Origin of the sequence: Bradyrhizobium sp. NP1 (assembly GCF_030378205.1) — a bacterium.
Taxonomy (GTDB): domain Bacteria; phylum Pseudomonadota; class Alphaproteobacteria; order Rhizobiales; family Xanthobacteraceae; genus Bradyrhizobium.
On sequence record NZ_CP127385.1, the window covers coordinates 2,867,719 to 2,881,361 of the forward strand.

Sequence of the window (13,643 nt, forward strand, 5' to 3'; positions counted from 1 at the left end):
GGATAAGCCGACCGAAACGCTCGTTAATCATGATCCGGATGCTGGTGGCTGACGATGGTTGCCATCTTTTCCGGGCCGTAATTCTGCACCGTGGTCTGGCTCGGTAAATTGGCGATCCCGACCACCCAGCCGAGCCGCGACTCCGTGCCATACTGCCTGGTCGGCACCACGTGGTCCGGCCGGTCGAAGGCGCCGGTCATGATCTCGATCCGCTCACCGTCGATGCGGCGGAAGCTCAACGGCGTGCCGCAGGCGGCGCAGAAGTCGCGCTCGGCAAAAGAGGAGGAGCGGAACGCGGCCGGCGTGCCCTTGGTCCAGGCAAAATGGTCCTTGTCGATGTCGGCAAAGGAGGCGAACGGCGCACCTGACGCCTTCTGGCACATCCGGCAATGGCAGATACCGATCTTGTCCGGCGGCGCCGTCACCGCAAAGCGGATCGCGCCGCACTGGCAGCCGCCGGTCAGGACGGGTTTGCTGTCCGATGTCTTGGTGTCAGCCGTCATGTGCCTTCCATCCGGTGATAGGCATCATCGAGCGCGGCCAGCGCATCGCAGCCGGCAAAGATGAACGCGGCGATCCCGGCCGAGCGGAACGAGGCTTCCATGTCGCCGGGCCGGCCTGCCAGATAGATATGCCTTGCGCCGGCGTCCTGAAGGGCCTTTGCAGCGGCCGCGGCGTGGGCGGCATAGACGGCATCGGAAGAGCAGAGGCAGGCGAACGCCGCGCCCGACGCCTTGAAGGCTGAGGCCAGCGTGGCCGGATCGGTGGAACCCGCGCCTTCGACGGCCTCGATGCCGCCGGCTTCAAAGAAGCTGCGGGCAAAGGTCGCACGCGCGGTGAAATCGGAAGGCCGGCCGAGGGTGGCGAGGAACACCTTGGGCCGCGCGCCCTTGCCCTTGAGCATCTCGTCGGCGCGGTCGCGCAGGCGTTCGAACGGCTCGGCGAGCCGCAGCGGGGCCAGCGCCTCGAAGCTGAATTTGGCTTCGCCATAGGGCGGCAGCGTGACGGGCCTCGCTTCGAGCACCGCAACCTGGGCTTCCCCGAGGTTTGGAAATTCGCTGGCGCCGGTCAGTATGTCGCGGCGTCTGGCGATATTGGCTGCGCGTGCCTCACGCGTCGCGGCGACCTTGCGCTGGATCAGGTTCTGCTCAAGCGCGGCAAACAGCCCGCCGGCCTTTTCCGTCTCCTGGAACAATGTCCAGGCGGCCTCGCAAAGCTTCGTCGTCAGCGCCTCGATGCCGCCGGAGCCTGCGGCAGGATCCGCCACTTTCTCGATGTTGGATTCTTCGAGCAGGATGAGCTGGGTGTTACGCGCCATCCGCCGTGCAAAGCCGTCCGGCAACCCGAGCGCCAGCGTGTGCGGCAGCACGGTGATCGCATTGGCGCCGCCGATCGCGGCAGAGAATGTTGCGATCGTCGCGCGCAGCATGTTCACATAGACATCGCGCTGCGTGAGCATGCGCCAGGCGCTGTCGGCGGCGACGAACAGCGGCTTCGGCTGCAGGCCCGAGGCCTGCTCGATCCGCGCCCACAGTCGACGAATGCCGCGCAATTTCGCAATCGTCAGGAACTCGTCGGCATCGGCGGCAAGGCGCGCATAGACCATTCCCTGCGTCTGCTCGAGCGGAACGCCCGCCTGCTCGAGCGCGCGCAGATAGGCCACGCCACTTGCCAGCACGAAGGCGAGTTCCTGCGCTTCCGATCCGCCGGCGTCATGGATCACGCGTCCGTCGGCAGCCGCGAACGGGCCCTTGAACCCCGCATCAGTGAGGCCTTTCACCGCGCCGGCCAGCGCCGGGACGATCTCGGGCCAGGCATAGGGGCTCGATCCCCAGGCGGCACAGGCGCCGAGCGGATCGAGGCCGAAGCGGATGTTGCAGGCTGTCGGATCGATGCCGCGGCGTTTGACATATTCCGCGATGTGGATCGCGGCCATCCGCGACTGCGGGCCAATCTCGAGCTCGATCGCAATCCCGGCATCGAGCAGTACGCCGTCGAGCACCTTGCCGATCGCTTCAGGCGTAGGTTCCAGCCCGAAGCCGCGGGCCGCATTGGCGCCCGCAAACACCAGCGAAAGCCCGGTCGCACCGCCTTCGAGGTCGTGCAGCGCCTGGCTGTTGGCTATTGCCGGATCGGGATGGTCGACCCGCTGCACGATCTGCCACGGCGCGGCCGCAGGCCGCCCGGCGATGGCGGCAGCCCCTGCGGCGCGGCGGTAGATCGGCTGGATTGCGATCCCGTCGTAGCTCTTGCCGACCAGCTTCTCGAACGGCGCGCCCTTCAGCACGCCATCGACCAGCTTGCGCCAGTCCGCTTCGCTTGCCAGTGCAAAATCGGCTGCCAGCGGCAGGTCGTCTGGTGTCGTCATCGAAAGGCTCTTTCCATCATGGGCGGAAATTGCCACGCTCCGGCGGCCAAGCCAAACGGTGTTTGCGACAGATCCTACCGCGAACCCACATCCGGCAACCGCTCGATGCCCTCGGTCGATACCGCCCCCAGCGCCGCGCGGACGGTCCGTCCCGCAATGACACGGTCGGGGGCGATCTCGGCGAGCGGCACCAGGACGAAGGCACGCTCGAACAGGCGCGGGTGAGGCAAGGTCAATTCCGCGGTGCGGATCGTGGCGTCGTCATAGGCGATCAGGTCGAGGTCAAGGGTGCGCGGGCCCCAGCGCTCCTCCCTGGCCCGGTCACGTCCGAACCTGTTCTCGATCCTTTGCAGCGTGAACAGCAGCGCGTTCGGATCGAGGCTGGTTTCGATCTCGACGCAGGCGTTGACGAAGCGCGCCTGCTGCTCGTTGCCCCAGGGCGGAGTGGCATAGTCGGACGAGCGCGCCACAAGCTCGGCCTGCGCCATCCCGCAGATGTGGGCGATCGCCTTGTTGAAGGTCGCGCGCACGTCGCCGACATTGCCGCCCAGCGCGATCAGCGCGCTAGTCATGGTTCGGATGCCGGTTGCGGGTGAGCACCACGCCGACATCCTCGAAGATCGCGTCGATCGGCGCGTGCGGCTTGTGCACGGTGACCTTGACGGCGCGGATGCGCGGGAAGGCGGCGAGGATCGCATCCGCCACCGCCCCGGCGGCCCGCTCCAGGAGCTTGTAGTTGGTGTCCTTGAACGCCGCCGTCGCGGTCGCCACCACGTTGGAATAGGACACGGTGTCGGCGAGCCGATCGGTATGCGCGGATTCAGAAAGATCCGTGAACAGCTCGATGTCGATCACGAAGCGCTGCCCGACCTCGGTCTCGTGCTTCATCACGCCGTGGCGGGCATGGACGACGAGGCCGTTGATGAAGATCGTATCGGTCATGCTTTATCCTCAATGGCGGCGGCGACCCGCAATGCCTGCACGGTTTCTGCCACGTCATGGGTCCGGATGATGTCCGCGCCATTCTGTGCTGCGATCAGATGCGCGGCTATCGAACCGCCGAGCCGCTCGCCAGGTTCGGACGGTACGACGGAGGCGATGAAACGCTTGCGCGAGGCGCCGACCAGGAGCGGCAGGCCGAAGGCCTTCAGCTCCGCAAGCCGTGCCAGCGCCATCATGCTCTGCTCGGCCGTCTTGCCGAAGCCGATGCCGGGATCGAGCACGATATTTTCGGCGGGAATGCCGGCGCGCGCTGCGATGTCGAGCGAGCGGGCGAAGTAGTCCGCGATGTCCCGCATGATATCAATCGCGGGATCGGCGCGGTCGCGGTTGTGCATGACGATGATGGGCACGTTGCGCGCTGCGACCAGCGCCGCCATGGCACCATCGCGCTGCAGACCCCAGACGTCGTTGGCGACGACGGCGCCGGCGTCGAGCGCGAAGGCTGTGACCTCGGCCTTCATGCTGTCGATCGAGACGGGCACGCCAAGTGCAATCACCTGTGCGAGGACCGGCCGCAACCGCTCCATCTCCTGTTCGGCGGATACCGCCTGTGCGCCGCCATAGGGGCGGGTGGATTCCGCGCCGATGTCGATGAGGTCGGCGCCCTCGGCGATCATCCGCTCCGCCTGCGCCAGTGCCAGGGAGGGATCGAGGAAGGCGCCGCCGTCGGAGAACGAGTCCGGCGTGATATTCAGGACGCCCATGACGGCAGGACAGGGCCGCGCCTTCAGCGCCCGCAGTATTGGATGGGCCGCCGCGCCGGCTGAACGCGAAGGGTTTTTCGAGGTCGCGACCATGCGGTCGCTTTGCGCGGTCCGTGCCGCGGAGTCAAGACGTGGAAGGCGGCTGGTCGGCTGCCGCGAGGGCGGAGGTGATATCGGCGTATTGCCTGAAGGCAGTGTCTACGATGGAAAAGTAATATCCAGGATAATGTCTAGTACGAGATTTTCGGCTGCAGCTTGCGGGCGTGCTCGACGAGCTGCTGGACCGACTTCTCCGAGGGCAACACGCGGACCAGCCTTCGCTTGGTGTTGATCTCCTTCATGTTGTGCGCAAGCCGCGCCGGATTGCGCATGGCCAGCTCGCGCACCGTGGCGACGCCTGCGGCGCGCACCAGCCCGACCTTGGCCCTGCCCATGCCGGGAATGCGCATGTAGTCGGACACGTTCGCCCATTCCAGAAGCTGCTGTTCGCTGATCCCGGTCTTGGCCGCCAGCATCTTGCGTCCCTTGACGGTGCGCGCCGCTTCGAGGAGCGCTTCCGTCGTGCGAATGCCGAGCGATTTCAGTTTGGAGGCGGAATAGGCCGACAGGCCTTCGATCTCGGAAAGAGGATATGTCATGGTGCTCGATAAAAAAAGGTGCTTCAGGCGAACTGGCGGAGGCCCGGTGTCCTCGCGATGATCTCGCCCATCTGATCGGCCCCGATTTTGTCGCGGCCGAAGGTGAAAAGTTCGCGGGCGAGGGACCGGATTTCGGTCACGCCCAATCCAAGCGCCATCAGCCTGGTGCCGACGGCCATCAGGCCGCCGCCCATCAGCTTCAGGAGCCCGCTGTTGTCTTGAGATGTCCTGATCGCCGCTTCCGCGCCCGGAATCGTGTTGATCAAAGCCTGGACCTGGTTGGCAGGGCCTTCGCTGCGGAGGAAATCCAGGATCACGCCGATGGATTTTTCAGCGACAACGTCATCGATGCTGACCGTGGCGGCCAGCCGTCCAATCAGTTCGTCCATATTGCCCCGCCTCACCCGGTTTTATATGCCGGACCCTTCCTTATGAATTTCATCTTGAGCTTCCACGCCATGAAATACAAGCGACCAGCGTCCGGGTGACACGATTCCGCTTCAATCGCGCGCCGAGTGTTGCAGCATTGCAAGAGCGAAGATGGTTTCAGCGAAAAAATGTCGCGTTGCGAACGATCGTTCCGTCTTTCGAAACCGCAAAGGCACCATCTCACCGCGATCAGGCGGGCTTGAAACGGGATCTGAGCGGTTTTAATCGACCTCGAACATGCGATATGATCGCTTTCCCGGTGCTTTCATGCCCGGACGCGTGCGACAAGGCAGACGACGATGGCGACAACAGATAATCCTCCAGCCGACACCAGCGAGAAGATCTTCGTCGGCAAGGGCGAACAGCCGGCATGGCTGACGCTTGCGCTCGCCAATCGGCACGGCCTCGTCACGGGCGCGACGGGAACCGGCAAGACCGTGTCGTTGCAGGTGATGGCCGAAGGTTTTGCGCGCGCCGGGGTCCCGGTTTTCGCAGCCGACATCAAGGGCGATCTCTCGGGGATCGCGGAGGTAGGCGAGGCCAAGGACTTCATCGTCAAGCGCGCGGCCGAAATGGGCCTCAATTTCCAGCCCGACCAGTTCTCGACGGTGTTCTGGGATGTGTTCGGCGAGCAGGGCCATCCGGTTCGTGCCACCGTCACCGAAATGGGACCGCTGCTCCTGTCGCGGATGCTCGATCTCAACGACGTGCAGGAAGGCGTGCTCAATGTCGCGTTCCGCGTCGCCGACGAAAACGGGCTTGCGCTGATCGACATGAAGGACCTGCGCGCGCTGCTCGATGCGATCGTGCCGGATTCCGGCAAGAAAGGCGCCGACGGTGACGACGATCCGCTGGCGCCGATCCGCAAGGCGGCGCAGTCGTTCGGCAACGTCACCAAGGCGACCGTCGGCACCATCCAGCGCCAGCTTCTGGTGCTGGAAAACCAGGGCGGCGGCAAGTTTTTCGGTGAGCCGGCGCTGTCGCTGAAGGACTTCATGCGCACCGACCGCGACGGCCGCGGCATGGTCAATATCCTGGTTGCCGACAAGCTGATGCAGAGCCCGCGGCTCTATGCGACCTTCCTGCTGTGGATGCTGTCCGAGCTGTTCGAGGAGCTGCCGGAGGCCGGCGACCTGCCGAAGCCGAAGCTCGTGTTCTTCTTCGACGAGGCGCATCTGTTGTTCAACGACGCGCCGAAGGCGCTGATGGACAAGATCGAGCAGGTGGTGCGGCTGATCCGCTCCAAGGCGGTCGGCGTCTATTTCGTGACGCAAAATCCGATCGACGTGCCCGATCGTGTGCTCGGCCAGCTCGGTAACCGCGTCCAGCACGCGCTGCGCGCTTTCACCCCGCGCGACCAGAAGGCGGTGGCGGCGGCGGCGCAGACCTTCCGGCCCAATCCGAAGCTCGATACCGCGAAAGCGATCATGGAGCTGGGCAAGGGCGAAGCGCTGGTGTCGTTCCTCGAAGGCAATGGCACGCCCGCCATGGTCGAGCGCGTCATGATCCGGCCGCCATCGGCGCGGATCGGACCGGTCACGCCGGAGGAGCGCAAGGCGATCATGGATGCGAGCCCCTTCAAGGGCAAATACGACACCGCCATCGATTCAGAATCCGCCTATGAGATTCTGCAGAAGCGGATCGCCGGCACCGCCGCGCCCGCCGACGGCTCGGCGGGCGAGGGCGGTATCCTCGGGCATCTCGGCGCCATCGTCGCGACCATCTTCGGCACCAATACCGGCCGCCGCCGGCTGTCGACCGGGCAGTTGATTGCGCGAAACGTCACGCGTTCGGTCACCAACAAGGTGGTCGGCGGGGTGGTTGCCGACGTCGGCAAGTCGGTCGGCGGATCGGTCGGCGGCTCCATCGGCCGTGCGCTGGTGCGCGGCGCGCTCGGCGGCCTGCTGCGCCGCTAAATCCCTTCGCTTTTGGAAAGACCGAGCGTGCTGAGATTCCCATCGTTGCGAGCGCCGCTCGACGTCCTGTTCATCATCTGCTGCGTCGTGCTGACGCTCGATGTGCTGGGGCCGGAGATCTGGGGCCACGGCAAGACCAAGGACTATCCGCTGTGGTACTGGGCCGGCCAGCAGGTGCTGCAGGGCAAGGACCTCTATCCGCACAATATCGGCGGCTACTTCGATTTCCTCTATCCGCCGCTGCCGGCTGTCATGCTTGCTTTGCCGAGCTGGTTCGGCAAGATCGTTCTCTATACCTGCCTGTCGCTGGTGAACATCATCGCCTGGTGGATGACGGGCCAGCTCTCCAACGCGATGACCGGGTCCGGCCGGACCCCGGGGCCGTGGCTGTTCGCGCTGCCGGCCTTTGTCACCGTCACCTTCGTGTTCGACATGTTCGATCTCGGGCAGCCGAACCTCGTGCTGCTCGCGCTGATGCTGTACGGGTTCTGGCTCATGCAGCACAAGCGGCCGTGGTTCGCAGGGCTGATGTTCGCGCTGGCGACCGCGATCAAGGTGTTTCCGGTCGCGGTGCTGCCGTATCTCGCCTGGCGTCGGCAATGGGCGGCTCTGGCAAGCATGGTACTGTTCACGGCCCTGCTGCTGTTCGTCGTGCCGGGGCCATTTCGCGGCTTCGAGCGCAACGCTGCCGAGCTCAAGACCTGGTATCAGGGCATGGTCGCATCGAGCTCGGAGAAGGGGTTCGGTCAGCGCGCCGAACAGAACTGGTCCTGGGTCAACCAGTCGATCATCGCGGTGACGCATCGGCTGACGCGGCCGATCAACTATAACCAGGAAGACCCGGCCAAACCCGCGCGCACCATGAACGTGGTCGATCTCGATTACCAGACCGCGAACCTCGTGGTGCTTGTGATCTCGCTCCTGCTCGGGCTTGGCTTCCTTGCGGTGATGCCGCGCGCCTCGCAACGCACCGTGCGCTCCGACGCCGAGGAACTCGGCATCCTGTTCTGCCTGATGACGGTGGCCTCGCCACTGGCGCGCCAATACTACTTCATGTGGCTGTTCTTTCCGGTCACCGTCCTGATCCACCGCGCCGCCTTCGATCCGCGCGAGAAGGTGCGAGCCTGGACCTGGGCGATCCTCGCGGCCGCGGGCGTTCTGGTGGCCCTGTCGCTGCCGCTGTTTCCGCACGACATCCAGGCCTACGGCAACAACCTTGCCGCCACCGCCCTGCTCGCCGGCGGGCTGGTCTGGCACATCCTGCATCCGCCGGCCGCTGGCCCGGATGCCGCGGCGGCGCTACAAGATAGGCCAGCATCCCGCGACCACGCAGAAAAAAGTCCCTCCGGCTAAGGAAGCCCCGACATGTCCAATCCGTCGCAACTTCAGCCCGTCCTCGACCGCATCGATGCCGATTTCGACAACAGCCTTGCGCGCCTGTTCACGCTGTTGCGCATCAAGTCGATTTCCGCCGATCCGGCGTTCGCCGAGGATTGCAGGAAGGCCGCGGATCATCTCGCGCGCGACATCGCGACGCTCGGCTTCGAGGCCAGCGTCAGGCCGACCGCCGGCCATCCCGCGATCGTTGCAAAGAGCAGCGCGAAGGGGAACGGCGCGCCGCGGCCGCACGTCCTGTTCTACGGCCATTACGATGTGCAGCCGGTCGATCCGCTCAATCTCTGGCATCGTCCGCCGTTCGAGCCGATCGTCACCGACCATGCCGACGGCCGCAAGATCATCGTCGCGCGCGGCGCCGAGGACGACAAGGGGCAACTCATGACCTTCGTCGAGGCTTGCCGCGCCTGGAAGTCGGTGACGGGATCGCTGCCGCTCGACCTCACCATCCTGATCGAGGGCGAGGAGGAGATCGGCTCGAAGAATTTCGTGCCGTTCCTCGAGGCGAACAAGCAGGAGCTGAAGGCGGATTTCGCGCTGGTCTGCGACACCGGCATGTGGGACCCGAACACGCCGGCGATCACCACCTCGCTGCGCGGCCTGGTCTATGAGGAGGTCAAGATCAAGGCGGCGAATCGCGACCTGCATTCCGGTGTGTTCGGTGGCGGCGCGCAGAACCCGATCCGGGTGCTGACCCGCATCCTCGGCGGCATCTTCGACGACAACGGGCATATCACCATTCCCGGCTTCTATGATGGCGTGAAGGACCTGCCGCCCGACATCCTCGCGCAATGGAAGAAGCTCAACCTGACCGCGGACACCTTCCTCAAGCCGATCGGGCTGTCGATTCCGGCGGGTGAAAAGGATCGGTTGCTGATCGAGCAGATTTCCTCGCGTCCGACCTGCGACGTCAACGGCATCGTCGGCGGCTATACCGGAGAGGGTTCGAAGACCGTGATCCCGGCGGAGGCCTCGGCCAAAGTCTCGTTCCGCCTCGTCGAGGGGCAGGACCCGGTCAAGATCCGCAACGCCTTCCGCGCCTACGTCACCGCGCGGCTGCCCGGTGACTGCAAGGCCGAGTTCCTGGACCATTCCAACGCGCCGGCGATTGCGCTTGACTGGAACATGAAGCCGCTCGCCGCCGCCAAGCGTGCGCTGACCGACGAGTGGGGCAAGGAGGCGCTTCTGATCGGCTCCGGCGCCTCGATTCCGATCGTCGCGGATTTCAAGAAGACGCTTGGGCTGGACACGGTGCTGATCGGCTTCGGGCTCGACGACGACAACATCCATTCGCCGAACGAGAAGTACGACCTCAAGAGCTTCCACAAGGGCATCCGCTCCTGGGCGCGCATCCTCGCCGCGCTCGCCGAGGCGCCGCGCTGAGGCGGGGCCGGTTGCAGCCGCACCCCGACGCAAAAACGCCGCCCGGAATTGGACGGCGTTTCATTCAGGATGTGCAGAGGTCTATGGCGTGCCTTATAGCGAATCTTCGCCGGCACGTCCACATCTGAGGCCGGCCCGCCGCGGCTTCATTCGACGGGATAGGGGCCCTCGCTGAAGACGCGGTCGTGATAGCCCTTGGCGCCGATCGCGCGTGCGAGCGGGCTCAAGACGTCCTGGCTGGCCTTGAGCCGCGCCACGATGGCGCGAAAATCGTGCCGAGGCTGCCAGCCGAGCTCGGTCCGCGCCTTTTCATTGACATAGACGCGATCGATGTCCGCGATCATGGTCCAGCCGCGGCGGGCATATTCGGCTTCATAGTCCGGGACGCAGCGGCGGACCACGCGCGGTGCGTGGCCGCGCAGTTCGGCGACGTCGTCGCGCGCGAACGGCGTGGTGGCGCTGATGATGTAACGCGCAAACCTTCGTCCCGGCGCGTGGCGGAGCGCGAGCAGATGCGCGCTGACCACATCCTCGATGTCGACGCGGCGATAGAGGAATTCGTTGGCCTTGGCATTGTCATCGGCATAGGCCGCGCGTACCGCGCGATTGTCGTCCTCCTCGGGAAAGAACCGCGAGGTGCGCAGCACGATCGCGGGCAGGGCGTGATTGCGCGCGAAGAGCTGGCAGAGATCCTCTGCGGCGGCCTTGGTGACGCCGTAGATGTTCTTCGGCGCCGGGACGACATCCTCCGTCACCCAGGCTGCGGGCTGGCCCGGCGGCGGAACCAGCGCGTCGCCGAACACACTGGTCGTGCTGGTGTAGACGAAGGCGGCGACGCCGGCCGCCGTGGCCTCCTCCAGCAGGTTGAGGGTGCCGGCAATATTGACGTCGACGAACTCCTGCCGGCCGTGGGTCGCAACATGCGGCTTATGCAGTGTGGCCGCATGGAGCACGGCGGTCGCGCCCGCCATGCAGCGGCGCACGAAGGCGCGGTCGGTGATCGAGCCGACGTGACGGGTGAAGGCGCCCGGCAGGATGTCGATGCCGATCGCTTCGTGACCTTGCGTCTCGAGCGTCCGCACCAATGCTTCGCCGAGATGGCCGGAACTGCCGGTCACCAGCACGGTCACGATTCAATTCCTCTTGCGCCGCGTTCAGGTCCGGTAGCTCGGATCGATGCGATCGAGCTTGCGCAGGAGCGGCGGCCAGACGAGCTTTGTCGCGCGCAATTCGGCGCGATCGAGGTTCGACACCAGTTCGGTGTTCTTGTCGATCGCGGATGGGTCGACAGGGTAGGCCGATGGGCCGAGCATGCGGGTGCGAACCTGCATCGAGCAGGCGCGCTCCAGGTGATACATGCGCTCGAACGCGGAGGCGACCGAGCGTCCGACCGTCAGCGTGCCGTGGTTGCGCAGGATCATGTGGTTTCTGGTGCCGAGGTCGCGCTGCAGGCGCGGCCGTTCGTCGTGATCGAGCGCGATGCCTTCATAGTCGTGATAGGCAAGGTCGTGCGTGACGAGCTGCGCGGTCTGGTTCAGCGGCAACAGGCCCTCGGTCGAGCTCGAGACCGCGGTGCCGTCCACGGTGTGCAGATGGAGCACGCAGATCGCGTCCTCGCGCACCTCGTGGATCGCCGAATGGATGGTGAAGCCGGCGGGATTGATGCTGTAGTCGCTCTTCGAGAGCTGGTTGCCGTCGAGATCGACCTTGACCAGGCTCGATGCCGTGATCTCCTCGAACAAGAGGCCATACGGATTGATCAGGAAGTGATGGTCCGGTCCCGGCACGCGGGCGGAAATGTGGGTGTCGACGAGATCATCCCAGCCGTACAGCGCGACCAGCCGGTAGCAGGCCGCGAGGTTGATGCGCTGGCTCCACTCGGCCTCGGTCATGCCGGAGGGGACTTGCTTCACACGGGCTTCCGCTGGCGACATGGCCGCTTCTCCGAAGTTGGCTGCGTTCAGCCAACGCTAGCCGCGCGCGGCCATCGCAGCAAGGCGCCTTGGCTGCGCGGCTGTCATGCGGAGCGGGGAACCGCTTACGGCGCCGGGATCGAGAGCAGGCCGGAGATGCTGCGGCCACGGATGTCGTAGACGCGCGCGAACACGACGTCGTCGCGCTTGATCTCGACCATGACGGGCGCGGTCAGGCCCTTGCAGTAGAACTCGCCGAGCGTCATCGCGAAATCAGCAGCATGGCTGTCCCATCCGATGGTGAAATCGGGGCCGAGCGCAACCTGCGCCGGTCGCTGCGGACCGCACACTGCGACCTTCCATTTGCGGCCCGGCGGCGGCCCTTCCTGTCGCTCTTCAAGCTGATCGCGCAGGCCGTCGGAGGCCTGCTTCAGCGCGAGGCCCCAATAATCCAGCATGTAGCGGTCGTCGGCGCCGCGCACGGTGCCGGCTATATGGTTGAAGTGCGTGTACTGATAGGGGTGCAGGCGGATCATCTCGCCGAGCGAGAGCAGCAGGCCGAAGAGGAAAATCGCCAGCACCGCCGGCTGCCAGCTCCGCTTGTTGTCGCCGAGCCAGTTCATGATCCAGGCGAAGGAAAGTCCCGCGAGCACCGTCATCGGCGGAATCACGAAGATGAAATGCCGGATGCCGTTGTAGAGCGCCGGCCGCTTCACCATCGCGGTCACGAGCGGCAGCATGGCCGCCAGCATCAGCATCAGCAGGATGGTCTTGCGCCTTGCGGTGACGTCCTTGCGCGGCAGCACCACGAAACTGCCGATCACGCCGGCGAGGGTCAGTCCCAGCAGCACCTCGGGAAGCTGCAGCGCGAACAGGGTCGGCAGATACGACCAGGGCATGTCCGGCACCGACACCAGCGCGCCGTCGAACATCTCCTTCCAGGGCTTTTCGAAGAAGTGCGAGAAATAGGTCACGGCCTGGAATGGATTGCCGGGCTCGATGATGGACCACGGCCAGATCAGACCCATGATCAGATAGCCGAGCACCAGGCCCGGCACGAGCACGTAGACGACATGGGCGAAGCGACGTGCGGCTTCGCCGGCGCCCTGGGTGCGGAACTCCTCCGCAAGCAGCGGAATGAAACCGATCAGTGCATAGATCAGCGCGAGCCCCCCGAGCACGCGTGATCCGAGCGACAGCCCGGAGCCAAGCCCGACAATCAGGATGGTCCGCGGGCTCGGCGAGGGATATTCTTCGGCCAGGCGAACCAGCCCCAGCATCAGGATGGCCATCGCGACGGCGAACGGCGCATCCTTCGGGTTCATGAACATGTGCCCATAGAAGGTCGGGCACAGCGCGAGCAGGAGCAGCGTTGCAAGGCCGGCGACCGGACCGCCGACACGGCGGCCGAGCCGCCAAGTCACCGCAAGCCCGATCACGCCGACGATTGCACCGAGCAGGCGGCGGGTTTCGAACAATTCTAGCGGAATGACCTTGTGCAAAAGGGCAGCGGCCATGTCGAAACCGCCGCCATACATATAGAGATTGGCAAAGGACAGCGCGCCGGTGTCCTTGAACCCGGAGCCATACATCCGCAGCAACAGGTCGGCATATTCGGCGTGGGTGTAATCGTCCCAGCCCAGGCCGTAATCGCGAAAGGTCAGTCCGGCAACGACGGCGACCACGGCCAGCACCAGCATGGCAAGGTCGTCGCAGGTCCGGTCCACCGAGCGCCGCGACGGCAGGTCGATGGCGGAGGTCGTGATGGATGACATGTCTATTGGTAACCCGGTGTCCCCTTGTGGCCCAGCTTTTGGCGCTTTTGGGCCTCGTTCCCCGGCATCCATATAGCGCAGTTCCGGGTTCAAGTAATTGGGAATTGTGGCGTAATTTCC

13 protein-coding genes are annotated in these 13,643 nt (G+C 65.2%); 3 read left to right on the forward strand and 10 right to left on the reverse strand.

Annotated elements, in window-relative coordinates; genetic code table 11:
• Window positions 1–23: 23 nt before the first annotated feature.
• The 7 genes from QOU61_RS13535 to QOU61_RS13565 form a co-directional block, all read right to left on the reverse strand.
• Window positions 24–503 carry a GFA family protein gene (locus tag QOU61_RS13535; protein ID WP_289659139.1) on the reverse strand — a complete coding sequence of 160 codons (480 nt, stop codon included), beginning with the start codon at window positions 501–503 and terminating at the stop codon, window positions 24–26.
• Entirely contained in the window at window positions 500–2,368 is a 1,869-nt protein-coding gene (locus QOU61_RS13540) for a methylmalonyl-CoA mutase family protein (protein WP_289659141.1), read from the reverse strand. Before QOU61_RS13540 ends, QOU61_RS13535 begins: the two co-directional genes overlap by 4 nt.
• A 74-nt stretch (window positions 2,369–2,442) precedes the next feature.
• A complete protein-coding gene (gene folK / locus QOU61_RS13545) occupies window positions 2,443–2,940 on the reverse strand; it encodes a 2-amino-4-hydroxy-6-hydroxymethyldihydropteridine diphosphokinase (protein WP_289659143.1) in 498 nt (165 codons plus the stop codon).
• Window positions 2,933–3,310, reverse strand: coding sequence for a dihydroneopterin aldolase (gene folB, locus QOU61_RS13550; RefSeq protein WP_289659145.1), 378 nt, complete (start codon window positions 3,308–3,310; stop codon window positions 2,933–2,935). Before folB ends, folK begins: the two co-directional genes overlap by 8 nt.
• On the reverse strand, window positions 3,307–4,167 hold the full coding sequence (gene folP / locus QOU61_RS13555; protein WP_289659147.1) for a dihydropteroate synthase: 861 nt from the start codon (window positions 4,165–4,167) through the stop codon (window positions 3,307–3,309). The genes folB and folP overlap by 4 nt, the downstream gene beginning before the upstream one ends.
• Window positions 4,168–4,304: 137 nt before the next feature.
• Window positions 4,305–4,712, reverse strand: a complete 408-nt coding sequence (locus QOU61_RS13560) for a DUF4332 domain-containing protein (RefSeq protein ID WP_289659149.1) — start codon at window positions 4,710–4,712, stop codon at window positions 4,305–4,307.
• A gap of 23 nt (window positions 4,713–4,735) precedes the next feature.
• The gene (locus QOU61_RS13565; protein WP_289659151.1) at window positions 4,736–5,101 is read right to left on the reverse strand and encodes a DUF2267 domain-containing protein; all 366 of its coding nucleotides are present in this window, start codon (window positions 5,099–5,101) and stop codon (window positions 4,736–4,738) included.
• 339 nt (window positions 5,102–5,440) lie between these two features.
• Between QOU61_RS13565 and QOU61_RS13570 the strand changes: the two genes are divergently transcribed.
• From QOU61_RS13570 to QOU61_RS13580, 3 genes are read left to right on the forward strand one after another with little or no spacing between them, the layout of a single operon-like run.
• Window positions 5,441–7,057, forward strand: a complete 1,617-nt coding sequence (locus QOU61_RS13570; RefSeq protein WP_289659153.1) for a helicase HerA-like domain-containing protein — start codon at window positions 5,441–5,443, stop codon at window positions 7,055–7,057.
• A 27-nt stretch (window positions 7,058–7,084) separates the two neighbouring features.
• A complete protein-coding gene (locus tag QOU61_RS13575; RefSeq protein ID WP_289659155.1) occupies window positions 7,085–8,410 on the forward strand; it encodes a glycosyltransferase family 87 protein in 1,326 nt (441 codons plus the stop codon).
• Between the two features lie 12 nt (window positions 8,411–8,422).
• Window positions 8,423–9,835 (forward strand): M20/M25/M40 family metallo-hydrolase, encoded by a 1,413-nt coding sequence (locus tag QOU61_RS13580; RefSeq protein WP_289659157.1) that lies wholly within the window; start codon window positions 8,423–8,425, stop codon window positions 9,833–9,835.
• 146 nt (window positions 9,836–9,981) lie between these two features.
• On the opposite strand, the gene QOU61_RS13585 is transcribed toward QOU61_RS13580, so the two are convergent.
• The 3 genes from QOU61_RS13585 to QOU61_RS13595 form a co-directional block, all read right to left on the reverse strand.
• On the reverse strand, window positions 9,982–10,965 hold the full coding sequence (locus QOU61_RS13585) for an NAD-dependent epimerase/dehydratase family protein (protein ID WP_289659159.1): 984 nt from the start codon (window positions 10,963–10,965) through the stop codon (window positions 9,982–9,984).
• Between the two features lie 24 nt (window positions 10,966–10,989).
• Window positions 10,990–11,769 carry a class II aldolase/adducin family protein gene (locus QOU61_RS13590; RefSeq protein ID WP_289659161.1) on the reverse strand — a complete coding sequence of 260 codons (780 nt, stop codon included), beginning with the start codon at window positions 11,767–11,769 and terminating at the stop codon, window positions 10,990–10,992.
• Between the two features lie 104 nt (window positions 11,770–11,873).
• A complete protein-coding gene (locus QOU61_RS13595) occupies window positions 11,874–13,523 on the reverse strand; it encodes a glycosyltransferase family 39 protein (protein WP_289659163.1) in 1,650 nt (549 codons plus the stop codon).
• Window positions 13,524–13,643 lie beyond the last annotated feature (120 nt).

What these genes read in the sequence shown, in the direction of transcription:
- folK (WP_289659143.1), bottom strand. Translation starts at nt 2,940, where the DNA reads ATGACTAGCGCGCTGATCGCGCTGGGCGGCAATGTCGGCGACGTGCGC.
- QOU61_RS13565 (WP_289659151.1), bottom strand. Translation starts at nt 5,101, where the DNA reads ATGGACGAACTGATTGGACGGCTGGCCGCCACGGTCAGCATCGATGAC.
- QOU61_RS13540 (WP_289659141.1), bottom strand. Translation starts at nt 2,368, where the DNA reads ATGACGACACCAGACGACCTGCCGCTGGCAGCCGATTTTGCACTGGCA.
- QOU61_RS13590 (WP_289659161.1), bottom strand. Translation starts at nt 11,769, where the DNA reads ATGTCGCCAGCGGAAGCCCGTGTGAAGCAAGTCCCCTCCGGCATGACC.
- folP (WP_289659147.1), bottom strand. Translation starts at nt 4,167, where the DNA reads ATGGTCGCGACCTCGAAAAACCCTTCGCGTTCAGCCGGCGCGGCGGCC.
- QOU61_RS13560 (WP_289659149.1), bottom strand. Translation starts at nt 4,712, where the DNA reads ATGACATATCCTCTTTCCGAGATCGAAGGCCTGTCGGCCTATTCCGCC.
- QOU61_RS13535 (WP_289659139.1), bottom strand. Translation starts at nt 503, where the DNA reads ATGACGGCTGACACCAAGACATCGGACAGCAAACCCGTCCTGACCGGC.
- QOU61_RS13595 (WP_289659163.1), bottom strand. Translation starts at nt 13,523, where the DNA reads ATGTCATCCATCACGACCTCCGCCATCGACCTGCCGTCGCGGCGCTCG.
- folB (WP_289659145.1), bottom strand. Translation starts at nt 3,310, where the DNA reads ATGACCGATACGATCTTCATCAACGGCCTCGTCGTCCATGCCCGCCAC.
- QOU61_RS13580 (WP_289659157.1), top strand. Translation starts at nt 8,423, where the DNA reads ATGTCCAATCCGTCGCAACTTCAGCCCGTCCTCGACCGCATCGATGCC.
- QOU61_RS13570 (WP_289659153.1), top strand. Translation starts at nt 5,441, where the DNA reads ATGGCGACAACAGATAATCCTCCAGCCGACACCAGCGAGAAGATCTTC.